The organism is Rhodococcus sp. ARC_M5 (assembly GCF_022810405.1).
Taxonomy (GTDB): Bacteria; Actinomycetota; Actinomycetes; order Mycobacteriales; family Mycobacteriaceae; genus Rhodococcoides; species Rhodococcoides navarretei.
The window spans coordinates 70,422-94,696 of record NZ_JALGQE010000005.1 but is presented as its reverse complement, the minus strand read 5'-3'; the positions used below and the strand labels follow the sequence as shown (position 1 = coordinate 94,696).

The following is a 24,275-nucleotide window of genomic DNA, read 5'->3' as shown; positions in this document are numbered from 1 at the left end:
GGGCGGCGAATAGGAGTTGAGACACCCGCTACTGCTGTCGCCCCCGACCGCCGTCAGTAGTGGGTGTCTCCCTTTGTGTGTGCGGGCCCGTCGGCGGTGTTTGCCGCGCGCTGTAGTGGCAGTGTGCTCAGCTCGCCGAGCCGGCTGACCAATCGTTCGGTGTCGAGACCGATACATCCGACGCCGAATTCGTGCAGCGGGACGAGGGCGTGGAAGTCGACTCGCACATCGTGGTCGTACAGGACGTCAACGAGGTTGGCGAACCGCTGAGCAGCGAATTCGTCCACACTCGCAAGAGGGGGAATGTCTGTGATCGTCAGAGTCGTTGCTGCCTCGGCCATCCGAAGGTAGTCCCCCGTCGAACGAGCGGCGCAGCACAATTCCGTGAACGTGCGACCAACCGAGCCGGGCTCGAGAGTCCACGTCCCCGAGGCGAATCGCGACCCACTCGTGCCGACGGAACGGTAGTCGACGGGACCGTCGACGCAGATGATCTCGAGGTTCCTCTTCAGCTTGTCGATCGTCGGAACGAAGGTCGGATGGAACATCGGATTCGGTAGCAGATCGTCGGGGGCGTAGTTGGAGGTGACGACCAGAGCGACGCCGCGGGCGAAGAGGGTATCGAGCATGCGCGTGATGAGCCGGGCGTCGCCGATGTCGTGGACGTGGAACTCGTCGAAGCACAGCAGCTCGGCCTGCAGGCCGGTGTCGTCCGTCGCGAGAATGTCGTCGATGGCCGCGTCGATCGAGAAGCGGTGACGGAAGTACGCAGCGTGCAGGTCGCGGAAGAAGCTGTGGAAGTGGACGCGCTTCTTGGCGGTGGTCGCGACACCGGAGAAGTAGGCGTCGAGCAGCCACGTCTTGCCACGGCCGACCGGGCCCCACAGGTAAACGCCCTTCGTGCCGGGTGTCGACAGTGCCTCCGCGGCTGCGGCCTGGGCGTGGTCGAGGGCGAAGTCGGTGTCGAATGCGTGGCGCGGTGCGATCGGCCTCATGGATCGAACCGTACGCCGGATTCCTCTACTTTTGTAGAGGAGGTGTGTAGGGTCACCACCATGGATCGCCGAACCGCCATCGCCGACGCGGCACTCGTGGTCATCGCGCACGACGGCCTGCGCGCGCTGACTCATCGGTCACTCGACTCGGCGCTCGACTATCCAGCGGGTTCGACGTCCTACTACTTCCGCACCAAGTCCGACCTTTTGGCGGCGGTCGCCGCGCGTCTGGTCGAGCTCTCGCGTGCGACGTTCGTCGATATCGCGACCACCGAGAGCGACGTCGCCACGGTCGTCGCGCGGTATCTCCACGATGCGCTCACCCATCGCCTGGTCGAGCTTCGAGCCCGCTACGCGCTGATGCTGGATCCCGCTGTTGCGCAGGATGTTCGAGACGTGCTGGCTCGATCGTTCTTCTCGATCGAACGGGCGCGGGAATTGTTCTCCGAGCCCGCGCACGGAGACGGCCTGGTCTCGCTGTGTGAGGGGCTGGTGGCCGACGTGGTGTTCGGACGCTCCTCTGCGAAGGATGTTGCAGCGCTTTGTTTTCCAGTCTCCGTATACCTCGCGGGTGCGGGGAGTTCACTGCGAGGGAACTCGGTGGATACCGACCGTCCGTAGCCTCGTCGAGCATGCGATTCGGTCGGTACGTGCCCCTGGTGTGTGTTCCCCTCGCGGTGTTGACGGGGTGTGGCACGGACTCGGCAGCGGACCCGGCCCCGCTCGGCTCGTTCGACCTGCAGGCCCATCGCGGCGGACTTGGCTTGGTCTCCGAGAGCACGATCGAATCGTTCACCAACGCATTGCAACTCGGGGTGAGCACCCTCGAGCTGGATACGCAGATCACCGAGGACGGCATCGCGATCGTCACCCACGACCGCAAGGTTTCCGACAAGAAGTGCATCGACACCGGTGCAATCACGCCGGCAGATCCGGAATTTCCCTACGTCGGGAAGTTCGTGAACACGCTGACACTCGCGCAGATCCACACTCTCGATTGCGGAGCCTTACCGCTCGCGGACCACCCGGAGCAGCGGCGCGTGGCCGGTGCCCGGATGCCGACGCTTACCGAGGTGCTGGATCTGGTGAAGTCGGCCGACGCACCGGGAGTGACGCTGAACGTCGAAACCAAGGTCGAGGCGGGCAGCCCTACCGAGACCGCTCCGCGTGAGCAGTTCGTCGAGACAGTGCTGGGGACCATCCGCGATGCCGGGATGCTGGACAGGGTCACCGTGCAGAGCTTCGATTGGGGCGCACTGAAGCTGGTGCGCGACACCGAACCGGACGTACCGGTGGTCGCGCTGACCAACGGTGACTTCCTGCAGATCGGGCAGGACGGGGCGTCACCCTGGCTGGGTGGGATCGATATCGATGATGTCGGTGGGGACGCGATCGCCGCGATCGATTCGTTCGGGGCGTCGGCGTACTCGCCCGTGCAGGGCACCCCACAGAGCGGCAAGGTCGGCGACCCCGACTTCGAGCTCTACGTCACGCAGGACGTGGTGGACGCCGCGCACGAACGCGGGATACGAGTCATCCCGTGGACCGTCGACGATCCCGACACCATGCATGCCCTGATGGATCTGGGCGTCGACGGCCTGATCACCGATTACCCCGACCGGTTGCGTGCCGTCATGAGCGAGCGCGGGCTTCCTCTACCCGAACCCGCCCGGTGACGGTCCGCGGTCAGAGCGGGTAGCCGACCCCGGTCAGCTTCTCGCTGGCGTCCCACAGCTTCGCCGCGAGCGCGGGATCCTGAGCCATGCGAGTCATGGACGCCGGGCCGGGCTTGCCGCGGGACTCGAACAGCGACGTGGGGCCACTGTAGGTCCCGCCGCCAGCGACGTCGACCGCATAGATCGTGGGAAGCGCTCCGGCACGGGCAGATTGAGAGATGAACTTCAATCCGATGGGTGCCAGCGCAGCCAGAATCTTGTTGCTGCCCAAGCCGTCCGGACTGGAGTAGAGCTCGGTCGACGAGATACCGGGGTGCGCAGCATTGCTGGTCACCGTCGAGCCGGCCTTGTCGATCCGACGCTGGAGTTCCAGCGCGAACAGGATGTTGGCCAGCTTGGAGTTCGCGTACCCACGCTGAGCGTTGTAGCCACGCTCGAGCTGGAGATTGTCGAAGTCGAGCTTGGGGCGCTGACGGTGCGCGACGGATGCGATGGTGGTGATCTTCGCGTGGTCGGCGAGCTTGGGGAACAGCAGCCCGGTCAGCGCGAAGTGACCGAGATGGTTGGTGCCGAGCTGAAGCTCGAATCCGTCCTCGGTTTCGGTCCGCGAGGCAGGCATCATGACGCCGGCGTTGTTGATCAATACGTCTATCGACTCGGGAGCCGACGCGGCGTAGTCACGCACCGATGCCAGATCGGCAAGGTTCAGCGCGGCCGTGTCGACCGTTCCGTTCGGGGCCTCCGACCGGATTTTCGCCGCGGCTGCCTCGGCTTTGTCCTGGTTGCGGCATGCGAGCGTCACGTGGTCGCCGCGCGTCGCGAACTCCAAGGCGGTGAAGTAGCCGATGCCGGTGTTCGCTCCGGTGATGACAACGCGTCTCTGCTTGGTTTCGGGCACGGAGTCAGGCTACCGGTCTGTTTTGGACTTTGCCCATGAGCAGCTCAGAAGCCGATGAACATTCGGATTTTCCGAAGCGGACCGGAAATCCTGCATGTCGGGCTTTCCGTGCGGCGGGTGCATGTGTCCGGACTGTCTCGCCGGGCCGAACGCCCCGAGTGTCAGGTCCAGTGACTCGGACGGGCCAAGGATTCAGGCAACCGGGTTGCTCGGTCACCCCGTGCCGCATCGATCTGGAACTGCGTGGCATAGAGGCTGCCGCGCAGATCCGCACCTCGAAGGTCGGTGCCGCGGAGGTCTGCACCGATCAGATCCGTCAGGCGCAGGTCGGCTCCGCGCAACGTCGCCCCGATGAGGTAGGTGCCGCGCAGGCTGGCACCGCGCAGGTTCGCACCGGCCAGTTGCGCACCCATCAAGTCGCGGCCGCGGTAGTTCTTCTTCTTGCCTTTCACTTCGGCACGAACCAGATCGCTTGCGTCGAGCAGCACTTCGTTGATCCGCGAGCGCAGACCGGAGACGTCGACCGACAGCAGCACTTCGGGTGGTGATTCGGTCAGTGCATGCAGTTCTGCGTTGTCGCTGGACAGTCGATCGTGCAATGAAGCCGTCGCATCCCGGTCACGGGCATCCGCCAGGTACCAGAGCAACTCGTGCAGATCACGCATGATCGGGAACACCGCGAACATCTCCGACGAGTTCGACGGCTGCTCCCGCCAGTCCCGTCCCGCGAACGTGGACTGCGACACCTGCTGGCCCGCACCGAAGCAGTCGTACACCGTGCACCCGGCAAAGCCCTTCTCGCGGAGCGTCGAGTGAATGCCGCACCGCGAGTCCTGCCGAAGATTGCGACACGGCTCCCCGGCGGCCTTGTCGACTGCAAAGTCCGAGGACCTCGCGAAGGGCAAAGCGACGCAACAGAGTCCGAAACAACTGCCGCAATCGGCCAGTAGGTTCTCGGGCGCGCGCATGTGTTCACTCTGTCCTTCGTGGAGTGGCAGCGTCAAACGAGATTGTTCGGCGCAGTCACTCCGGTCTGTCGATCAGTGCGATGAAATTCCCAGCACATCGGGCTCCGCTCTCCTGCGACATACCGCGTTACAGTATTTCTGCGAGCGAGCGAGCGAGCGGGCAGGCGGGCGGGCGACAAGCACTCCGGGAGGCACGGTCGATGTCGGAACTCGAGTACGACGAGGTGGTGTTCTCGCTGCGCGATGCCGGGTGCGTGTTCGCCGAGGAGGAAGCCGACATCCTCGTCGAATCCGCGGCGACTCCGGCAGAGCTGAGAGAGAAGCTCGCACGCCGCGTTGCGGGTGAGCCGCTCGAGCACGTCGTCGGCTGGGTCGCGTTCTGTGGTCGACGCATCGCCGTCGAGCCGGGTGTGTTCGTACCTCGCCGAAGAACCGAGTTTCTCGTCGAATGTACTGCAGCGCTGCATCCTTCGGTGCTGCTAGACCTGTGCTGCGGTTCCGGAGCCATAGGCCTGTCGGTCGGTGGCGTCCTCGAGTTGCACGCCGTCGACGTCGACGCGGTGGCGGTGGAGTGTGCGTCGAGAAACCTCGCCGACGTCGGGGGCACGGTGTACCTCGGCGACCTGTACGACGCCGTGCCGCCGGGTTTGCTCGGCAGGTTCGATGCGATCGTCGTCAACGCGCCCTATGTCCCGACGAGCGACATCGGGCTGATGCCACGAGAGGCGCGCATCCACGAGCCGCACATCGCGCTCGACGGCGGTACGGACGGTGCCCGAATTCACCGCCGGGTTGCTGCGGGGGCGTCACGATGGCTGGCTCCCGGCGGTCATCTCCTCATCGAAACCAGTGCAGCCCTGGCGCATTCGACGCTTCGGGCCGTGGTCGACGCCGGCCTCTCCGGCCGTATCCACGAATCCGAGGCGTTCGACGCCGTCGTGGTGGTCGGTTCACTGCCGAGGCGATGAGTGTTTCGATCGGGCGTGTGCGTGGCATCCACCCGCCATGACTACATTGCTGTTCGCTGTTACCGCTGCCGACCACTGGACATTGAACGACGGTACGAAGCATCCCACCGGGTACTGGGCCGAGGAGCTCGTCGAGTCGCATCGCACGTTCGTCGACGCAGGCTGGGACGTCACGGTCGCGACGCCGGGCGGTAAGGCCCCGGTCGTCGACGAAGGGAGCCTGGCTGTCGATGCCAACGGCGGCGACGAGGAGAAGGTGGCCGACCAGAAGCGCTACCTCGCCTCGATCGAGTCGATCCTGTCCTCGCCCGCGAAGTTGGAGGACCAGAAGGCGTCGGACTTCGACGTGGTGTTCGTCCCCGGCGGTCACGGGCCGATGGAGGATCTCGCCGTGTCGGAGAGCTTCGGCGCGCTGGTGGTCGACTTCCTCGATGCGAACAAGGTCGTCTCCGCGGTGTGCCATGCGCCTGCCGCCCTGCTCCCCGCCGTCCGCAGCGACGGAACCTGGGCGTTCGACGGCTACGAGCTCACCGGATTCACCGACGAGGAGGAGACCCAGGCCGGTCTCGCCGACAAGGCCCCGTGGTTGCTCGAGACCCGCCTGCGCGAGAACGGCGCGAAGTTCGACTCCACCGATGCGTGGGGGCCGAACGTCGTCGTGGACCGAAATCTGTACACCGGGCAGAACCCGGCCTCGACGCGTCCGCTCGCGGAGAAGCTGGTCAGTTCGTTGAAGTAGTCGTCGCCAGCGGCCGGTGTTCTGCCCACGGAGAACACCGGCCATCGGTGGGAACATCACTACTGCTTTCGAAGTTGAGCCCCAATAGCTCAATCCTTTGGAGGAGAAGTGACCGAAACCGTTCGTGTCCCCGTGCTGTTCCTGACCGACCCGGTCGTCCTGCCCGGGATGGTGGTGCCCGTCGAACTCGACGAGGCTGCGCGCGCCGCCGTCGATGCAGCGAAGGCGAGCAACGACGGCACGCTGCTCGTCGCTCCGCGTCTCGAAGACCGCTACGCCGCCTACGGTGTCCTTGCCACGATCGTGCAGATGGGCCGCCTGGCGGACGGTCGCCCGGCCGCTGTCGTCAAGGCCACCCGACGCGCGCACATCGGCCACGGTGTCAGCGGTCCCGGTGCCGCTCTCTGGGTCGAGGTCGAGACCGTCGCCGACGTGTCCCCGAACGACGACCTCACTGCCCTTGCTACCGAATACAAGCAACTCGTCGTGGCCATGCTGCAGCGCCGGGACGCCTGGCAGGTGATCGACTCGGTCAACAAGCTCACCGACCCGGGCGCGATCGCCGACACGGCCGGCTACGCGTCGTACCTCACCGACGTGCAGAAGCGTGACCTACTCGAAACCCCGGACGTGGCAACGCGTCTGACGTCGCTCATCGAGTGGACCAAGGCCCATCTCGCCGAAGTCGAGGTCAACGACAAGATCTCGGGCGACGTCCGCGAGGGGATGGAGAAGACTCAGAAGGAGTTCCTGCTCCGACAGCAGTTGGCCGCCATCCGGAAGGAACTCGGCGAGGACGAGCCCGACGGTGCCGATGACTACCGCGGCCGCGTCGAGGCCGCAGACCTGCCCGAGAAGGTGCGCGAACAGGCGCTGCGTGAGGTCGGCAAACTGGAGCGGGCAAGCGATCAGAGTCCGGAATCGGGTTGGATCCGAACCTGGCTCGACACCGTGCTCGACCTACCGTGGAACAACACCACGACCGACAACAACGACATCGATTCTGCACGTGCAGTTCTCGACGCCGATCATCATGGCCTCGATGACGTGAAGGATCGCATCGTCGAGTACCTGGCCGTCCGTGCACGTCGCTCCGAACGTGGCCTGCAGTCGGTCGGTGGGCGTGGGTCGGGTGCCGTCATGGTGCTCGCAGGTCCGCCCGGAGTCGGCAAGACCTCCCTCGGCGAGTCGGTGGCCCGTGCGCTCGGCCGACAGTTCGTGCGCGTCGCTCTGGGCGGCGTTCGCGACGAGGCCGAGATCCGCGGTCACCGCCGCACCTACGTCGGCGCGTTGCCGGGCCGCATCGTCCGGGCCATCGGTGAGGCGGGATCGATGAATCCTGTTGTGCTGCTGGACGAGATCGACAAGGTCGGCTCGGACTATCGCGGTGACCCGAGTGCCGCTCTGCTCGAGGTGCTCGACCCTGCGCAGAACCACACGTTCCGTGATCACTACCTCGATCTGGATCTCGACCTGTCCGACGTGGTCTTCCTCGCGACCGCCAATGTGATCGACCAGATTCCCGGTCCGTTGCTCGACCGCATGGAATTGGTGACCATCGACGGCTACACCGAGGACGACAAGGTCGTCATCGCACGGAACTACCTGCTGCCGCGTCAGATGGACAGGGCCGCAATCACATCCGAGGAGGTGACGGTCACCGACGCCGCGCTGCGCACGATCGCGGCCGACTACACCCGGGAGCCCGGAGTGCGGCAACTGGAGCGATTGTTGGCCAAGGCACTTCGCAAGGTCGCTACGAGGCTGGTGGGCTCCACCGATGTCCTGGAGATCGACGAGCCGGATCTGGTGACGTACCTGGGTCGACCACGCTTCACTCCCGAGGCGCACGAGCGCACCGAAGTGCCGGGTGTCGCCACCGGTCTTGCGGTCACCGGCCTCGGCGGCGACGTGTTGTTCATCGAAGCAGCGGCGACCGACGGCGACGCCCGGCTCGAGCTCACCGGCCAACTCGGCGATGTGATGAAGGAGTCCGCACAGATCGCGCTGTCCTACGTGCGTTCGCACGCAGCACAATTCGGCGTCACGCCGGAATCTCTCGATCGCAGCATCCACGTCCACGTTCCGGCGGGCGCGGTGCCGAAGGACGGTCCGTCGGCCGGTGTGACGATGGTGACGGCCCTGGTATCGATGGCCACAGGGCGGCCGGTGCGCTCGGATGTCGGCATGACCGGCGAGGTCACGTTGAACGGTCGGGTGCTGCCCATCGGTGGAGTGAAGCAGAAACTGTTGGCTGCGCAGCGCGCGGGACTGAAGACGGTGTTCATTCCGGCTCGCAACGAGCCGGATCTGGACGACGTGCCCGCAGAAGTGCTCGAGGCGTTGGACGTCCGTCCGATGACCGATGTCGTCGACATTCTGGCGCTCGCGCTGGAGCCGGTGGCAGCCGCCGCGGCGGCGTGATCGTGGGCAACAGGAGCCGCGCTTGACCTCGAGCTATGTCGAGGTTCTACCGTGATGACATGAGATCGACGACATGAGAGTGATGACATGAGGGTGCTGACATGAGCATGGAGATGACCGCCTGGAATCAGATGTATCGCACCATGAACAGGCCCGATACCCAGTCGTCGTTCTCGATGGCGACGGCCCGCAGGATCCTGACGTTCGCGGCTCCGCATCGCCGGGCGTTGGGGGGATTCCTGGCGCTCAGCGTGGCTCTGGCCGTTCTCGCGGTGGCCACGCCCGTGTTGGCCGGTCGGGTGGTCAACGCGATCGTCGACGGTCGAGAGCTGCGCGTGGTGGTGATGCTCGCCCTGGCCATCGCGGCCATCGCTCTGGTGGACGCCGTGGTCGGTCTGATCAATCGGTGGCTCTCGTCGAACATCGGCGAAAGCTTGATCCTGGACCTGCGGACCGCGGTGTTCGACCACGTGCAGCGCATGCCGATCGCGTTCTTCACGCGAACCCGCACCGGTGCGCTGGTGAGCCGACTCAACAACGACGTGATCGGAGCGCAGCGCGCATTCAGCACCACCCTGTCCGGTGTTGTCAGCAACCTGGTGACGTTGGTGCTGACGCTGGTGGTGATGATCGGGATCTCCTGGCAGATCACGCTTCTCGCGCTCGTCCTGTTGCCGGTGTTCGTGCTGCCCGCACGCCGGATGGGCCGACGCCTCGCACGTCTGCAACGTGAAGCGGCAGCACACAATTCGGCGATGAGCACGCAGATGACCGAGCGCTTCTCGGCACCGGGAGCAACACTGGTCAAACTGTTCGGTCATCCCGAGCAGGAATCGGTCGAGTTCGCGGTACGGGCGGCGCGGGTGCGCGATATCGGTGTGCGCAGTGCGATGGTGCAGACGGTGTTCGTGACGGCGCTGACACTCGTCTCGGCGTTGGCGCTCGCCGTGGTGTACGGCTTGGGCGGATTCTATGCCCTTCGAGGGACACTGGACCCGGGTTCGGTTGTGGCCCTGTCGCTTCTGCTGGCGCGGTTGTACTCTCCGTTGACTGCGCTGGCGAGTGCTCGCGTGGAGGTCATGAGCGCATTGGTGAGCTTCGAGCGGGTCTTCGAGGTTCTCGATCTCGTTCCGCTGATCGCCGACAAGCCCGACGCGGCTGTGCTACCGCCGGGCCCGGTGGCCGTCGAACTCGACGATGTCAGGTTCGCGTACCCGTCCGCGGACAAAGTCTCGCTCGCCTCGCTCGAAGAGGTCGCCACCTTGGATTCGCGCGGGGGAGAGGAGGTTCTGCACGGAGTGTCGTTCCGGGCCGAACCCGGCCAGATGGTCGCGCTCGTCGGTACCTCCGGTGCGGGCAAGTCCACGATCGCGCAGTTGATCGCGCGGTTGTACGACGTCGATGGCGGCGCGGTACGGCTCGGCGGCGTGGACGTACGAGATCTGACTGCCGAATCCGTCCGCGGCACAGTGGGAATGGTGACGCAGGACGGGCACCTGTTCCACGAGAGCATCCGGTCGAATCTGTTGCTACCGCGGCCCGACGCCACCGACGACGAACTGTGGGATGCACTCTCGCGGGCGAGGCTGGCAGGTCTGGTGCGATCCCTGCCCGACGGCCTGGACACCGTTGTCGGCGAGCGTGGATATCGGCTCTCCGGCGGTGAGCGTCAGCGCCTGACGATCGCCCGGTTGCTGATCGCACAGCCACGGGTCGTCATCCTCGACGAGGCAACGGCCTCGTTGGATTCGACGTCCGAGGCCGCGGTCCAGGCCGCGTTGGCCGAGGCGTTGGAGGGAAAGACATCGGTGGTGATCGCGCATCGACTGTCGACGATCAGGGCCGCGGACATGATCCTGGTAATCGAGGACGGGCGAGTCGTCGAACGCGGCACGCACGATCAACTCCTCGCAGCGGGAGGTCGCTACGAGGAGTTGCACCGCACGCAGTTCGCGCAGACCGTGACTGTGGCTCCCGTGGAGTGACCCTACGAAGCCGGGTCGGGGACCACCGTGGACGGGTCGTCGTCGGTGGCGGCGGCGAGCATCGGGGTGAAACCGTCGATCGCGTAGTCCAGCGACAGTGGGCTCGAGTAGCCCAGGGCCGAGGGCAGGTCCGTACTGAAGGAGCCGATGTAGACGGTTCGATCCTGGTTCACCACGTCGAGGGCAGCGAGTAGCGGGTTCGCCTGCAGCTGTTCGCGACTCTGGCCGGCGATGACGAGGACGTCGGTGTCGAGTCGATCGAGGTTCTCGGGACTGATGGTCTCGGAGGCGTCGGGAATCTCGAAGCCGAGGTCGGTGAAGAACAGCGCGCGGATGTCGTCCTTGCCGAGCAGCAAGTAGCTGCCGTCGTCCATGACGAACGCGAGAGACAGTGACTTACCGGCGAACTGGGGATTCTCGGACTCGGTGGTGGCGAACTTCTGCTCCAACTCGGCCGTCTGGTCCTGTGCCTCCTGCGACTTGCCGAGGGCTTCGCCGACAACGGCGAACTCCTGCTGCCAGGTTGCCGCGGGCACGTCGTCGTAGCCGCCGATGTCGGCGATCGTGGGTGCCATTCCCGAGAGCGTGTCGTACTGGCCCTGGTCGATGAAGGAGTACGGCCCGAGGATCAGATCGGGTGACTGCGCTGCGATCTGCTCGAGGTTCAGATCGGTGCTGCCGACCTCGGGAATCTCGGTGCCGCCCAACGCTTCCTGCGCCCACGGACGCTGGCGGTAGTCGTAGCTCAGGTTGCCGCGTGTCGCGACGGGCTTGACGCCCAGCGCGAGCGCGAAGTCCTGCTCGTTGAACCCGATCGTCACGACGCGGGTGGGCTCGGCGTCGACGACCGTCTCACCGAACTTGTGCTCGATGGTGACGGGGAAGCCGCCTGAATCGCTGTCTGAGCCAGCGGACGTGGCCGTGGTGTTGTCGGACGAGCAGCCGACCGCCAGTGCCAGAACGGAGGCACCGGCGGCGACGAGCTGGACGGTCTTCTTCATGTGATCTCCTCGCACCGGAACTTAGCGAGGTTAGCCTAACCGACCCATTGGAGCGTTGATCATGTGCCAGGGTCGGAGGAGCCGATCAGCAGGTGGAGGTAGCCGGTACTCCGGCGAATCGCTGATCGATCCACTCGAGCGCCTGAGGTAGGCCGAGCACTGCAGCGGTCAGGTGATCGTTGCTGGGTACCTGCACCTCGGTCACCAGGACTCCGGCGCGGCAGTATCGGTCGATCGTGTTGTCGATGGCGCTGACCGGGATCAAGACATCGGACGGGCTGTGCCACTCGAAGTACGGTGCCTTCGGTACGCCGGGATACAGCTCGACGCTGTTCTCGTTGACGGCGGCGATCGCTTCCGGACTGTTGATCAGATCCAACGTGCCCGCGACCTCCATGGCACTCTTGCCTGCACCCGCGGCGATGATGTCGTTGGTGCACCCGTTCTGCATCTTTCTCTCGATCTCCTTACCCACCGGGTTGAGCTGAGAACTGATCGGGATGCGGGTGGGGTACTCGCGTTCGATACCGAGCGCGGCAGCGAATGCCAGACCGAACATGGGGTGCGGGGCGAAACCGAGATCGCGGGCCATGCGCTCGAGGTTCATCGGAGCACCACCGTTTGCGCTGCCGACGATGTTCAGCTCGGGTGCGTAGTCGTTCTGCAGCGCAGCTGCCCATGCCGTGGCCATTCCGCCACCGGAGTAGCCGGCCAACGCAACCGGGCTCTGCTGAACCTGGATGGGATCGAAGCGCTGAGTGGCGCGAATGCTGTCCAGCACGATCTGCCCGCCGAGCTTGGCGGCACCGTAGGCGCTTCTCGGTCCGAGATGATCGGCGATGGCGACAGTCCAGCCGCGCTGCAGCACGGCGTTCAGCGCCGGAGCCTCACGAATGGCCAAATTGGGGTCGTTGGTCCAAAGGGCCTGTGAAGGTGCACATTCGAGACCCAGTGCATTGATGATGTGTTGGTAGGAAAGCAACGGGCCATTGGGAGCTTTGTTGCGCGGGACCATGATGGTATTGATCGCCGCAATGGGATCACCCGTCGAATCGGTCGAGCGGAATTTCAGCTGTCATACGTCGACATCGAAGAATCCGGGCGGCGGGGGCATCGGTCGGCTGGAGATCACGTCGCCCGGTTGCAGGGCGTCCAGATCCGCAGGCGGTGCACCGAACCCGTCTGCGATGGGGGTCGGCATCAGCGGCTCCGCCGCCGCCTGACCTGCGCCGACGAGCGATGAACACAACACGGCCGCTGCCGTGAATGTGGCAGCGCCTGCCAATTTGAGAACCCGCATGTAAGTAATCCCCTCCGTGCCTGAACCGAAGCGACGAACGCTGCGGCGATCTGGCAAGCCCCCGTAGAGCCGGCCCGCAAACCGATATAGCTGTCAAAGCGTGACCCGTTACGCTCCCCCGGAAACGATAGGACGAACGGTACGCACTCGTCGATTCTAAGGCAACAGAAGAACGGTTCACTTGCCGGTTTCTTGGAAAGAAGCGAAATACTCTGTCCCGCGGACGTAGCGCTACTCGAGAGCGACGTCTTTCGGTTCCTTGTCCGGGCGTAGGCCGCGCCAACTCGGGTGCCGTAGATGGCCCGATTCCGTCGCCTCGTAGAACCGCACCTCGCCGACAAGGGCAGGCTCGACCCACACTGCCCCCTTCCGATCGGTCGCGGGCAGCATCGACGAGAAGGGACTGTCCGACGCCTCGAGTGGGGCCAGGAGTGCTGCGAGCGTATCGAGCGCACGGTCGTCGAACCCGGTTCCGACGCGTCCCACGTAACGCAGTCGGTCACCGTCGGGGATGCCCATGAGCAAGGAGCCGAACCCGCCGGAACGACGACCCTGCCCCCGACGCCATCCGCCGATCACGATCTCCTGGGTCCGCCAGTTCTTGAACTTGATCCACGTGTGGGCGCGCTTGCCGGGTTGATAGACGGAGTCGGTTCGTTTCGCGACGACGCCTTCCCAGCCCCGTTCTCTGCTTTCGGCGATGGCGTCCGCAGCGGTGCCCGTCAGCCGCGGCGGAACCAGGACCGAGTCCAGTCCGGTGGTGAGTAGTTCGAGGAGTCGTCGTCGATCCGAGTACTTCTTGCGCAGCAGTGACGTGCCGTCGAGGTAGAGCAGATCGAAGGCGATGAATCGGATCTGGTCGCGAGTCGCGTTCTGCAATTTCTCGAAGCTGCTGATGCCGCTGTCGTCGAACACGACCACTTCGCCGTCGACGACCGCATCGTGGTCGGACAGTTCGTCCGCCAGCGATTGGAGCGCGCCGAATTTCTCGGTGTAGTCGTTGCCGCTGCGTGTACGCAGTGTCATCTCACCGTGCGTGAGTTCGGCGACGATGCGGAACCCGTCCCATTTGCCCTCGAACGACCACTCGTCGTCCGGCAGATCGAGGATGTCGCCTGCGGTGGCGAGCATCGGTGAGATGTTCTTCGGTGGGGGATTGTCGCTCGGTGCGTCCTTCATCAGATGCATGAGCCATTGATTGCCCTTGGTGCGGATCAGGGCGAATCGGCCGGTCGCCTTCGATCCGTGCAGGACGACGATGACCTCGTCGTCGCGCCACTTCTCGAGTTCGTAGGTTCCGCTGTCCCAGATGGAGACGTCGCCGCCGCCGTGCTCGCCCTTCGGAATCCGACCCGAGAACGTCGCGTATTCGAGTGGGTGGTCCTCGGTGTGAACGGCCAGTCGGTTCTGTTTCGGATCGACCGGGATGTTCTTGGGGACGGCCCACGAGACCAGGACGCCGTCGTGTTCGAGTCGGAAGTCGTAGTGCAGGCGTCGGGCATGATGTTCTTGAATCACGAATGTGTCGTTGTTGCCCTGCGGCTCGGTGGTGGTCGGTATCGGTTCGGGTGTCTTGTCGGCGCTGCGCATGCTGCGGTACTTGTCGAGTTTGTCTGTGGTGGTGTCGCTTTCGTGGACCGAGTCCATGGCGGGGTCGAGATTTGCGAGCAGGTCGCCCGATTCTGCGTAGCGCTCGAGGACCTCCTCGAACCGAAGCTGCTGTAGGCCGGATGCTTCGAGCTCGGCCCAGGTGCGCGGTGCCGCGACGGTGGGGCGTGATCGTCCGCGCAGTGAGTACGGTGCGACCGTCGTCTTCTTGCCGTTGTTCTGGCTCCAGTCCACGAATACCCGCCCGGTTCGCTTCGCTTTCGCCATCGTTGCCGTCACCCGATCCGGAGAACGCTCCTCGAGAAGGGTGGCAACACGTTTGGCGACGGTGGATGCGCCGGAGGTCGACAGCGGCTTCTCCAGCGGCACGTACAGGTGAATTCCCTTGCTGCCGCTGGTGACCGGATACGCGGTCATACCGATATCGCTGATCAGGTCCCTGATTTCGCAGGCCACGTCGGCGCACCGAGCCAGATCCACATCGTCACCGGGGTCGAGGTCGAACACCATGCGGGTGGCGCGGCCGGGTTCGGTGCCGTCGAATCGCCACTGCGGCACATGCGCTTCGATGGCCGCTTGTTGACCGAGCCAGGCCAGATCGGCTGCCGTGGAGAACAGGGGGTAGGTGACGATGCGATCCGAGTGCTGCATCGAACGGCGATCGAGCCAGTCGGGTGCAGATGCGGCAAGGTTCTTCTCGAAGAACGACGATTGGTCGACGCCGTTCGGCCACCGCTTACGGGTCACTGCGCGGCCCACCAGGTGGGGAAGCATCGCTGGCGCGATGGTGGTGTAGTACTCGATGATCTGGCTCTTGGTGGTGCCGGTTTCGGGGAACAGCACTTTGTCGAGGTTGGTGACGGAGACCTTGCGACCTTCGATCTCGAGCGTGGCCATCGTCTCAGGTTAGTGGTCGCCGTCTGAACCTGCGAGCAAGTTGTGACAGGCTCGAAAGCATGGCAACGATCAGTGTCTCGGTACAGATGCCCGAGAACCCTCAGGGCGCGTGGGACAAGGCTTCCGCGCTCGACCGGTTCGACGAGTGGATGACCATCCACGGTGGTTGGTGCACTCCGCCGCCGGAGAAGGTCGGCAAGGGCACGGAGGTCGAATCCTTGGTGAAGGTGAAGGGTTTCAAGAACACGATCAAGTGGGAGTTCACCGAGTACGACGAGCCGAAGCTGATCGAAATGTCGGGCCGCGGCAAGGGCGGGGTGCGAATCTCGCTGACCGTACACGTGCGTGAGGCCGAGGGCGGATCGGAGCTGACGCTCGATGCGAAATTCGGTGGGGGTGTGCTCTTCGGTCCGGTGGGATCGGTGGTGGCGCGGGCGCTGGACACCGATGTGAAGCAGTCGGTGGCCAATCTGGCGGCATTGAGTTGACGGATCCTTGCTGAAGTAGCTGCACGACAAGCTCTTCCAGCCCCGCACCGGTGTTTCGGTGCGGGGCTGGAGTCTTTCTTGGGGGTCAGGCGATGTGGGGGCCTGCGCGGGCGTGGGATTGTCTGGGTTGTCGGTAGGGGTCGACGGTTGCGGGTGGGATGAACCAGGGGTGGTTGTCGTTGCCGATGAACACTTCCCAGTCACTGTGGTGCATGAGGCGGTGGTGGAATCCGCACAGTAGGACCAGGTTGTTCATGTCGGTGGGGCCGCCGTCGGCCCAGTGCCAGATGTGATGTCCTTCGGTCCAGGCGGCGGGTTTTCCGCAGCCGGGGAAGGCGCAGCCGTGATCGCGGGCGGTGAGGGCTTTGCGTTGTTTGGCGGTGACGGTGCGGGCGGTGCGGGCGAGGTTGAGTGGGTTGCCGTTCGCGTCCATGACGATGGCGGTGAGAACGCAATCACACGCCAACTGCCGGGAAGTGTTGCGGGAGAGCGGTCCCATCCACGGTAGCCATCCGACCGAAGTGCCGTCGCCGAACAGATCTCGATAGGTGCCACGATCGGTCGCACAGCGGTCACCTTCACCGCCAGTGGCGGTGTCACTGCCGCTGCGACTGGTGCCGTCACTGTACGGGTCGGCGGTTCCAGTATCCGGCTCGTCAGCGGAGTTGGGGTGGATCGGGTTGCCGGTGTTGATGTCGACGGGATCGGCTCCGTCTGTATCGGATTCGTTTGCCGTGCGGGTGTTCTCGTTGTCTGCAATGTCGGCGGTGTCGGCGGTGTCGGCGGTGTCGGCGCTGTCGCGGAGGTCGGTGAGGTCGCGCAGGTTGATGTGCAGGTTCAGGTGGGGGCGTTCGCCGCCTTCGATGGGCCGGCTGCTGGAGGCGAGGTATTGGTCGAGGATGTGTCCGAAGGCGTCGGCTCTGCGTTTGGCGGGGCTGCGGTCGTCTGGGGTGCCGTCGGCGGCGGGTCGGGGTTCGGTCAGGGGTGAGAGTGCGGTGAGGAGTTTTTCTCCGGTGACGGCGTCGACATTCATCTTCGCCACCAGACGTCCGTTCAAGGTTGTCGAGGCGAAGAGTTCGTTGCGGTCGGTGTTCTCGGGTGGTGGTGTCTTGCCGCCGAACTCGTCCTCGAGTTTGGTGATCGCTGCGCGGATGCGGCCGGTGCGTGCTTCGGGTCCGGTGGCGGCGGCGATCAGCGCGGTGCGGGCCATGACGCGACCCTCTTCCGGGAGGTCCTTCGGTGGGGTTTCGGCGAAGGTGAGGATGAGGGCGGCGTGGTCGATGGAGATGCTGCCGGTGTTCACGGCGTCGGCGATGTCGGGGAAGTTCTTCATGCCGCGGGCGAGGGCGACGATCTTGGTGGCTTTGGACGGTGAGAGCAGGGTGGTGGAGGTCAGCCACCCTGCGGGTCCGGGGAAGCCGAGTTTCTCGCGGCTCACGCGGATGTCGATCTCGGCGACGAGGGCGATCCGTCGGGCCTCCAACAACTGAATTTCATGGGAGATCGTGGCGGCGTCGGCGAGGAGTTCACTCTCGCTCAGTTGCCAGATCTCTGTGGTCATGGACGCAAGTGTATCGAACGTGCGTTCGACTGGCAACCATCGTTGAATCGAAAACTGTTGCCCTGCTTAAGTATTCGAGATTCAGAACCTGTCGGTGGCCCGTGATAGGGGCCGCAGCCCTCACATCTGAATTTCAGTGCTTACCGCCATCTCGGGTCCAGACTCGGACGCCCAGAAACCCGCTGCCGGTTGATATGACAACGTCAACGACCGCCCTATTCTCTCCCGAGACGGATACGAACGACGGATCCGTGTCGACCGCTCCTCTGTTTCGTCGCAGTCCGACCCCTACTGCTGCCGCGTCTTTCGCAACCACCACAGTCCCGCGATGGGGAGTACAACCGGGATGAAGACGTAGCCGGATCCGAAGTGCGACCACACCGTCGGCTCCGGGAAGTCCTGGGGCTGGATGTAGCTGAGGGTGCCGATGCCGATCACTCCGACGAGTTCGATGATGCAGGAGACCGTCACCACTCGTCGTGACGCTTCTGTAGCTCGGGCCAGTCCCACCGTGGCGATGATGTAGACCACCGCAGCGAAGGCGGACAGCAGGTACGCGACCGGTGCGTCGTCGAATCGTGTGGTCAGCTGCACGATCGAGCGTGACGTCGCGGCGACTGCGAACACTGCGTAGACGGCGATGAGGAAGCGACCGAAGCCGGTGCGCGTCGCTTGCTGGAGGTTGTCAGGCATATCCGGCCCAAATCTGGCTCAGGCGCAGCACCATGGCTGCGAGGGTGAGGACGGCAACGAGCAGTACCGCTGTGCCGCCGCGGGAACGGTCGCCCAGGGACCACCACGTCCCGAGAGGGAGTAGGAACAGCAGTCCGACGAGGTAGGACCCGAAGGTCAACCGATGAATCTCGCGGTCCGAGGTGAACATCATGACGAACCCGATGACGGCTTGAAGTGCGACGACTGCCTCGGTGGCAGCGATGGTCCAGAACAGTGCGCGATCGGACCTGTTCTTCAGCAGGACGGGTCGGTTCATTGCGAGCTTTACGAGTACCCAGATGCCCACGACCAGGGACAACGCGTACAACAAGCCGGTGACGGCGCCGATCATCGAGTTCCTCGTCAAGTTCGGGTGGATGGATGGAGCGGCCTCCAGGGTATCCGCGTAACACCACGTCAACACTGTGAGGCCCTCGAAACACGGCGTTGTTCCGGGTGTGACCAACAGGAAATGGATGAGGCTTGTACTTGTCCTATGGCCGCGGAGGATCTGCTCTCCCGCCGGACATGACCTCTTTTCCCCAGGTGGCCACAGGCGTCCACCCGATTCAGTCAGCTCTGTGAACTCTAGGAGAAGCACATGTCAGATATCGACCAGGCCATCGCCGAGAACATCAAGAAGTCTCTCGAAGAGATCCCGCACCCGTCACTTCCCAAGGGCAGCAACATCTACGGGTCCACCAAGATCTTCCCCGACTACAAGGCGGAGAACGGCGAAAGCTACTTCACACTGGTGCACGGCATTGCCCACGAGTCCTCGGTGTCGTTCGTCGCAGTACTTCAAGCGACGCGAGCTCTGCGCAAGGGTTTCGAGTCGGCCATGTACTTCTACGGCCCCGGCGCTATCAATTGCCTTGCCACCCGTGGCTTTCCGACGACCGGTGACTCCGGGTTCCCCGGTGAGCAGAACATCAACGATTCTCTCGCGACATTCATCGCCGAGGGTGGCACCGTGTTCTGTTGCCGCTTCGGGCTCGCGTTGCACGGTGGCCGCGAAGAAGACCTCATCGAGGGCGTCATCCCGGCACACCCCCTGGACGTGCAGGACGCGCTGATCCACTACGCGCGCAAGGGTGCCATCATCAACTCGACATACATGGTCTAGGGGCACCTATGTCCGTCTCTACGCGCGTGGATCTGGCGCTGCTCGGCATTCGAGGAGCGACGCCGGTGTCCAGAACTGCCGGTGCAGGGCCGAGTGACGACGGACATGTCCGCATCGACGGCCTCGGCGCAGCCATCCCGCGCAATCCGCTCAGTCCGTACGTACTCGAAGAAGGCCGAGTCCTGTTCGACGGCAACGACATCGGTCTCGATGTTCAGGCCGTCGACCGGCCGAAGTTCTACGACCTCACCACCGCCGACGGGATCGCCTACGAGAAGATCGCCAAGCTCCACGGCTCCAGCGTTCTCGCGACCACCGTGGTGCAGACCTGCATCCGCTACGACGCCGATCAACGGTGCCGCTTCTGCTCCATCGAGGCGTCGCTGGAGGCCGGCGACACCATCGCCGTCAAGACTCCGGCGCAGCTCGCCGAGGTAGCCGAGGCCGCGGTGCGGCTCGACGGCGTCACGCAGATGGTCATGACGACGGGCACCTCGGCCGCGAAGGATCGCGGCGCCCGTCATCTGGCCCGATGTGTGCGAGCCATCAAGGCGGTGGTTCCGCAGCTGCCTATCCAGGTGCAGTGCGAACCTCCCGGCGACCTGCAGACGATTCAAGATCTGTACGACGCCGGAGCCGAATCCATCGGTATCCACGTCGAATCCCTCGACGACGACGTTCGGCACAAGTGGATGCCGGGCAAGGCCTCGGTCTCGATGGACGAGTACCGCGCTGCGTGGAAAGAAGCGGTTCGTGTGTTCGGACGCAACCAGGTCTCGACGTACATCCTGGTGGGGCTCGGCGAGGATCCCGACGAATTGGTCGCCGGGGCAGCAGAACTCATCGAGATGGGCGTCTACCCCTTCGTCGTCCCGTTCCGTCCTCTCGCCGGAACGTTGGCGGTGGACGTCGACCGGGCCACGGCTCCCGATCGCGACGTGCTCGAAGACATCACTCGACGCGTCGCCAAGGAACTGCAGGCCGCGGCGATGCTCGGATCCGATCAGAAGGCAGGCTGTGCGGCATGTGGTGCGTGCAGCGTCCTGCAGAACGCGGGAGGCTGACATGTACGGCGTCGTAGAGGGCAACGATCTAGCCGGATTGTCCGGTGCTGCAATCACTGTCGCGCAGCCGGAGTTCATCGTCCAGCCGTGCAGCGGCGCAGCAGAACTTAATGCGTACCGGGCACTGCGTACAGAGACGTTCGTCGCCGAGCAAGGTTTGTTCGCCGGCACCGATCACGACGACGTCGACGACGATCTGCGAGCAGTCGTTCTGGTCGCTACCGACCGAGACGGCACCGTGCTCGGCGGAGTGCGGCTGGCACCCTGCACAGCAACGGATCTGGGGTGGTGGGCCGGCAGTCGCCTCGTGGTCGCTGCCTCGGCACGCACTTCCGGCGTCGGGCCCGCCCTTGTTCGGGCAGCCTGTGCCCATGCCGAGAGTCGAGGCGTGCTTCGCTTCGACGCGACGGTGCAGAAGAGCAACGAGCAACTGTTCACTCGGCTCGGGTGGATTCGCCGCGGTGACGTCGAGGTGGCCGACACGCCACACGTGGCCATGTACTGGCCAATCGACCGCATCGAACGGCTCGTCTCCTCCACCAAGGCCATGCTGGCCGGGGTACTCGCACCTCTCCGAGCGCAGCCGCTCGGGCTCGGTGCCAGAGGCTTTCGCGGCGACGACGGCGTTCCGGTACCGGGTAGCGACATGATCGCCGCGTGCGATGCCATCATCCCGTCCATGGTCGATCGCGACCCGGAGTGGGCCGGCTGGTGTGCGGCGCTGGTCAACCTGAACGACCTCTCGGCGATGGGTGCGCACGCTGTCGGAATGCTCGATTCCGTCGGAGCACCCACGCAGAGTCGCCTGACCCGCATCATCCGTGGTCTCGCCAATGCCTCTGCGGCATGGCAGGTTCCGGTACTCGGCGGCCACACCCAGGCCGGGGTGCCGTCGTCGCTGTCGGTCACCGCTCTGGGGCGTACAGCGAACCCGGTGCGGGCCGGCGGGGGAAGCGTCGGCGATCGACTGACGCTCACCGCGGACATCGAAGGCGAGTGGCGACGCGGATACCATGGTCAGCAATGGGATTCGTCCTCTCGTCGGAACTCCGAAGAGCTGACGACCATGGCGTCGTTCGTCGCCCGCACCGCACCCAAGGCCGCCAAGGACGTCTCGATGGCAGGCCTGGCAGGCACCACCGGAATGCTCGCCGAAGCGAGCGGAACCGGTGCCGTGCTCGATGTCGCGTCGATACCGAAGCCGGGCGCAGCGTCGATGGGCGAATGGATCACGTGTTTTCCAGGGTTCGCGATGATAACCGCGGACCGTCCAGGTGCACCTACTGCACCGTCCGGACCTGCACTGTCCGCAGAATGCGGAGAGCTCACCGACATTCCGGGCGTCGCGCTGCGTTGGCCCGATGGAATCACCACTCGCGCGGTCACATCCACCGTGACCGGATTGGGAGAAGCATGACCACCCACCCGCAGCCCGTCACCATCTCCGTCGCCGCAGCCGAATTCGGCCGCGACATGGAACAGGGTTACGCCACCATCGCCGCGTTGCTCGAGGAGTCACGCAATCGCGGCAGCCAACTACTCGTCCTGCCCGAGGCCTGCCTCGGCGGCTACCTGCCCAGTCTCGGCGGCGGTGACGAGACCGAGGAATCGCGACAGCGTCGACTGAAGGCGCTGCCGCCCGCTCTGGAGCTCGACGGCCCCGAGATCAAGCGGGTCATCGACATGGCGGGCGATACCGTCATCACCTTCGGTTTCTGCGAGAAGGACGGCGACACCCGCTACAACGCCGCCGTGACGGTCGACGGCAGCGGCATTCTGGGTTCGTACCGCAAGGTGCACCAGCCGCTCGGTGAAAACCTCTGTTACGACGCGGGCGACAGCTACTCCGCCTTCGATACTCCGATCGGCCGCATGGGCATGCAGATCTGCTACGACAAGGGATTCCCCGAGGCTGCACGGGAACTGGCGCTCGACGGTGCCGAGATCGTCGCGTCCATCTCCGCCTGGCCGACGGCACGTACCGCGACGGTGGAGAACATGGAGGAGGACCGCTGGAAGCAGCGGTTCGACATCTACGATCGAGCCCGCGCTCTCGAGAACCAGATCATCTGGGTCGCAGCCAATCAGGCGGGTACCTTCGGATCTCTTCGATTCGTCTGCAGCGCGAAGATCGTCGGACCCGGCGGGGAGATCCTCGCCGGCACGGGCGTCGAACCAGGCTTGGCGACGGCCACCGTCGACGTCGCTGCCCTCATCGGCGCAGCACGTGGCGGCGGTATGTACAACCTGCGTGATCGCCGGCCGTCGGTCTATCGGACCATCACGAAGGAGCCGATCCATGCCTGAGATGTCGTTCCTCGTGCGATGGCCCGACGGCCGCGAACAGTCCTGCTATTCACCCTCGCTGGTGATGCACGATTACCTGACACCCGGCCAGGAGTACCCGGTGGCGGAGTTCGTGCAGCGGACGTCGGAGGCATTGACGGTCGCCAGCGATCGAGTTCTCGCCAAGTTCGGAATGCGGTGCACCTCGGCCGCACAGCAGATGGAGGAGATTCACGGTGCCAGTACCTCGTACGAGGCCGGTACCGTTCGCGTACTGAGCATGTCGGGAGCTGAATTGCTATGACAGAGAACCACTCCGTGATAGTCATCGGCGGTGGGCAGGCGGGTCTGTCCATCAGTTGGCATCTGACGCAGCGCGGCATCGAACATGTCGTTCTCGAGCGCGACACGATCGCGCACGAGTGGAAGGACTCGCGCTGGGACAACTTCACTCTCGTCACCCCGAATTGGCAGTGCGCACTTCCCGGATATTCCTACGACGGTGACGATCCCGACGGATTCATGCCGCGCGACGAGGTCCATGCCTTCGTGCGTCGCTACGCCGAGAGCTTCGATGCACCCGTGCGAGAACGTGTTTCGGTCACAACCGCACTACAGAGCGGGGATGGTGGTTTCGACCTGCAGACCTCCGCCGGCCCCATGCATGCCGACCAGATCGTCGTCGCTGTCGGTGGCTACCACATCCCCACCATCCCGCGGTTCGCCGAGAAGCTCCCGCGCAACATCGTCCAGCTGCACTCGTCCGAATACCGCGGCTCGCATCAGTTCCCGGATGGAGACGTACTGGTCGTCGGCACCGGCCAGTCCGGCGCGCAGATCGCCGAGGATCTGCACCTCGACGGCCGACGCGTCCACCTGGTGGCCGGCACCGCTCCCCGCGTCGCACGCTTCTATCGCGGCCGCGACTGTGTCGCCTGGTTGCACGACATGGGCGTCTACGATGTCTCCATCGAAGATCAACCCGGTGGCGTCGGCAAACGCGAGAACACGAACCACTACGTCACCGGCCGTGACGGTGGTCGAGACATCGACCTGCGCGCATTCGCCACCGAGGGAATGCAGCTCTACGGCCGACTGCTCGGCGTCGAGGACGGCGTTCTGCAGTTCGCACCCACTCTCGAGGCGTCGCTCGATGCTGCGGATCGGGTGGCCGAAAGCATCAAGGACAGCATCGACGCCTACATCGAGCGCGAGGGCATCACTGCCCCCACCGAGGATCGCTATGTGCCGGTGTGGCGTCCGGAGTCCGAGACCACCGAACTCGACCTCGCCACAGCAGATATCACGGCCGTCGTCTGGTCGGTCGGCTTCCGCACCGACTACCGCTGGCTGAAGGTCGGTGCCTTCGACGGTGAAGGGCACCCGACGCACAACCGTGGTGTCACCTCGGTACCGGGCCTGTACTTCCTGGGTCTGCCGTGGCAGCACACCTGGGGTTCGGGACGCTTCGCCTCGGTGGCCCGCGACGCTGCTTTCCTCGCCGACCAGATCGGGCTGGAGATCAGTGCTGCGCAGTCTCGGAACTCACCGCAGCCGCAGAGTCAGATGGTCTGAGT

General features: G+C 64.6%; 21 protein-coding genes and 1 pseudogene. 13 read left to right on the top strand and 9 right to left on the bottom strand.

The window, feature by feature from the left end:
• Nucleotides 1-53 precede the first annotated feature (53 nt).
• Nucleotides 54-995 carry a cell division protein ZapE gene (gene zapE, locus MTX34_RS09830; protein ID WP_243609293.1) on the bottom strand — a complete coding sequence of 314 codons (942 nt, stop codon included), beginning with the start codon at nucleotides 993-995 and terminating at the stop codon, nucleotides 54-56.
• A 60-nt stretch (nucleotides 996-1,055) separates the two neighbouring features.
• Here zapE and MTX34_RS09825 point away from each other — a divergent pair, with 60 nt between their 5' ends.
• Both MTX34_RS09825 and MTX34_RS09820 read left to right on the top strand, forming a co-directional pair.
• Nucleotides 1,056-1,616 carry a TetR/AcrR family transcriptional regulator gene (locus MTX34_RS09825; RefSeq protein WP_243609292.1) on the top strand — a complete coding sequence of 187 codons (561 nt, stop codon included), beginning with the start codon at nucleotides 1,056-1,058 and terminating at the stop codon, nucleotides 1,614-1,616.
• Nucleotides 1,617-1,627: 11 nt separating this feature from the next.
• Entirely contained in the window at nucleotides 1,628-2,671 is a 1,044-nt protein-coding gene (locus MTX34_RS09820; protein ID WP_243596571.1) for a glycerophosphodiester phosphodiesterase family protein, read from the top strand.
• Between the two features lie 10 nt (nucleotides 2,672-2,681).
• On the opposite strand, the gene MTX34_RS09815 is transcribed toward MTX34_RS09820, so the two are convergent.
• Both MTX34_RS09815 and MTX34_RS09810 read right to left on the bottom strand, forming a co-directional pair.
• Complete coding sequence (locus MTX34_RS09815) at nucleotides 2,682-3,569, bottom strand: oxidoreductase (protein WP_243596570.1); 888 nt, start codon at nucleotides 3,567-3,569, stop codon at nucleotides 2,682-2,684.
• A 161-nt stretch (nucleotides 3,570-3,730) separates the two neighbouring features.
• Complete coding sequence (locus MTX34_RS09810; RefSeq protein WP_243609291.1) at nucleotides 3,731-4,537, bottom strand: pentapeptide repeat-containing protein; 807 nt, start codon at nucleotides 4,535-4,537, stop codon at nucleotides 3,731-3,733.
• A 200-nt stretch (nucleotides 4,538-4,737) separates the two neighbouring features.
• On the opposite strand from MTX34_RS09810, the gene MTX34_RS09805 reads away from it, so the two are divergent.
• The 4 genes from MTX34_RS09805 to MTX34_RS09790 all read left to right on the top strand — a co-directional run bounded on the left by MTX34_RS09805 (nucleotide 4,738) and on the right by MTX34_RS09790 (nucleotide 10,653).
• On the top strand, nucleotides 4,738-5,505 hold the full coding sequence (locus MTX34_RS09805; protein ID WP_243609290.1) for a putative protein N(5)-glutamine methyltransferase: 768 nt from the start codon (nucleotides 4,738-4,740) through the stop codon (nucleotides 5,503-5,505).
• A gap of 37 nt (nucleotides 5,506-5,542) precedes the next feature.
• Nucleotides 5,543-6,244 (top strand): type 1 glutamine amidotransferase domain-containing protein, encoded by a 702-nt coding sequence (locus MTX34_RS09800; protein WP_243609289.1) that lies wholly within the window; start codon nucleotides 5,543-5,545, stop codon nucleotides 6,242-6,244.
• A 168-nt stretch (nucleotides 6,245-6,412) separates the two neighbouring features.
• A complete protein-coding gene (lon, locus tag MTX34_RS09795) occupies nucleotides 6,413-8,668 on the top strand; it encodes an endopeptidase La (RefSeq protein ID WP_243609492.1) in 2,256 nt (751 codons plus the stop codon).
• 101 nt (nucleotides 8,669-8,769) lie between these two features.
• The gene (locus tag MTX34_RS09790) at nucleotides 8,770-10,653 is read left to right on the top strand and encodes an ABC transporter ATP-binding protein (protein ID WP_243609288.1); all 1,884 of its coding nucleotides are present in this window, start codon (nucleotides 8,770-8,772) and stop codon (nucleotides 10,651-10,653) included.
• Between the two features lie 2 nt (nucleotides 10,654-10,655).
• Here MTX34_RS09790 and MTX34_RS09785 read toward each other — a convergent pair whose 3' ends face one another.
• The 3 genes and pseudogenes from MTX34_RS09785 to MTX34_RS09775 all read right to left on the bottom strand — a co-directional run bounded on the left by MTX34_RS09785 (nucleotide 10,656) and on the right by MTX34_RS09775 (nucleotide 15,459).
• Nucleotides 10,656-11,654, bottom strand: coding sequence for an iron-siderophore ABC transporter substrate-binding protein (locus tag MTX34_RS09785; RefSeq protein WP_243609287.1), 999 nt, complete (start codon nucleotides 11,652-11,654; stop codon nucleotides 10,656-10,658).
• 85 nt (nucleotides 11,655-11,739) lie between these two features.
• Nucleotides 11,740-12,954: pseudogene (locus tag MTX34_RS09780) on the bottom strand (lipase family protein).
• A gap of 231 nt (nucleotides 12,955-13,185) precedes the next feature.
• Nucleotides 13,186-15,459 (bottom strand): ATP-dependent DNA ligase, encoded by a 2,274-nt coding sequence (locus tag MTX34_RS09775; RefSeq protein WP_243609286.1) that lies wholly within the window; start codon nucleotides 15,457-15,459, stop codon nucleotides 13,186-13,188.
• 59 nt (nucleotides 15,460-15,518) lie between these two features.
• Here MTX34_RS09775 and MTX34_RS09770 point away from each other — a divergent pair, with 59 nt between their 5' ends.
• Nucleotides 15,519-15,947: an SRPBCC family protein gene (locus MTX34_RS09770; RefSeq protein ID WP_243596562.1), complete on the top strand. Its 429-nt coding sequence runs from the start codon at nucleotides 15,519-15,521 to the stop codon at nucleotides 15,945-15,947.
• A gap of 85 nt (nucleotides 15,948-16,032) precedes the next feature.
• Here the strand turns inward: MTX34_RS09770 and MTX34_RS09765 are convergent, their stop codons facing one another.
• From MTX34_RS09765 to MTX34_RS09755, 3 genes are all read right to left on the bottom strand, one after another.
• Complete coding sequence (locus tag MTX34_RS09765) at nucleotides 16,033-17,508, bottom strand: HNH endonuclease signature motif containing protein (RefSeq protein WP_243609285.1); 1,476 nt, start codon at nucleotides 17,506-17,508, stop codon at nucleotides 16,033-16,035.
• A 288-nt stretch (nucleotides 17,509-17,796) separates the two neighbouring features.
• Nucleotides 17,797-18,201: a hypothetical protein gene (locus MTX34_RS09760; RefSeq protein ID WP_243596560.1), complete on the bottom strand. Its 405-nt coding sequence runs from the start codon at nucleotides 18,199-18,201 to the stop codon at nucleotides 17,797-17,799.
• On the bottom strand, nucleotides 18,194-18,574 hold the full coding sequence (locus MTX34_RS09755) for a hypothetical protein (protein ID WP_243596559.1): 381 nt from the start codon (nucleotides 18,572-18,574) through the stop codon (nucleotides 18,194-18,196). The genes MTX34_RS09760 and MTX34_RS09755 overlap by 8 nt, the downstream gene beginning before the upstream one ends.
• Nucleotides 18,575-18,823: 249 nt before the next feature.
• Between MTX34_RS09755 and MTX34_RS09750 the strand changes: the two genes are divergently transcribed.
• Genes MTX34_RS09750 through MTX34_RS09725 form a run of 6 tightly spaced genes read left to right on the top strand, consistent with a single transcriptional unit; the run spans nucleotide 18,824 to nucleotide 24,273 of the window.
• A complete protein-coding gene (locus tag MTX34_RS09750; RefSeq protein WP_068048684.1) occupies nucleotides 18,824-19,348 on the top strand; it encodes an MSMEG_0572/Sll0783 family nitrogen starvation response protein in 525 nt (174 codons plus the stop codon).
• Between the two features lie 8 nt (nucleotides 19,349-19,356).
• Nucleotides 19,357-20,412, top strand: coding sequence for an MSMEG_0568 family radical SAM protein (locus MTX34_RS09745; protein ID WP_243609284.1), 1,056 nt, complete (start codon nucleotides 19,357-19,359; stop codon nucleotides 20,410-20,412).
• Nucleotide 20,413: 1 nt separating this feature from the next.
• Nucleotides 20,414-21,829: an MSMEG_0567/sll0787 family protein gene (locus MTX34_RS09740; RefSeq protein WP_243609283.1), complete on the top strand. Its 1,416-nt coding sequence runs from the start codon at nucleotides 20,414-20,416 to the stop codon at nucleotides 21,827-21,829.
• Nucleotides 21,826-22,719 carry a carbon-nitrogen hydrolase family protein gene (locus MTX34_RS09735; RefSeq protein WP_243596556.1) on the top strand — a complete coding sequence of 298 codons (894 nt, stop codon included), beginning with the start codon at nucleotides 21,826-21,828 and terminating at the stop codon, nucleotides 22,717-22,719. Before MTX34_RS09740 ends, MTX34_RS09735 begins: the two co-directional genes overlap by 4 nt.
• Nucleotides 22,712-23,002: an MSMEG_0570 family nitrogen starvation response protein gene (locus MTX34_RS09730; RefSeq protein ID WP_243596555.1), complete on the top strand. Its 291-nt coding sequence runs from the start codon at nucleotides 22,712-22,714 to the stop codon at nucleotides 23,000-23,002. The genes MTX34_RS09735 and MTX34_RS09730 overlap by 8 nt, the downstream gene beginning before the upstream one ends.
• Entirely contained in the window at nucleotides 22,999-24,273 is a 1,275-nt protein-coding gene (locus tag MTX34_RS09725; protein ID WP_243609282.1) for an MSMEG_0569 family flavin-dependent oxidoreductase, read from the top strand. Before MTX34_RS09730 ends, MTX34_RS09725 begins: the two co-directional genes overlap by 4 nt.
• Nucleotides 24,274-24,275 lie beyond the last annotated feature (2 nt).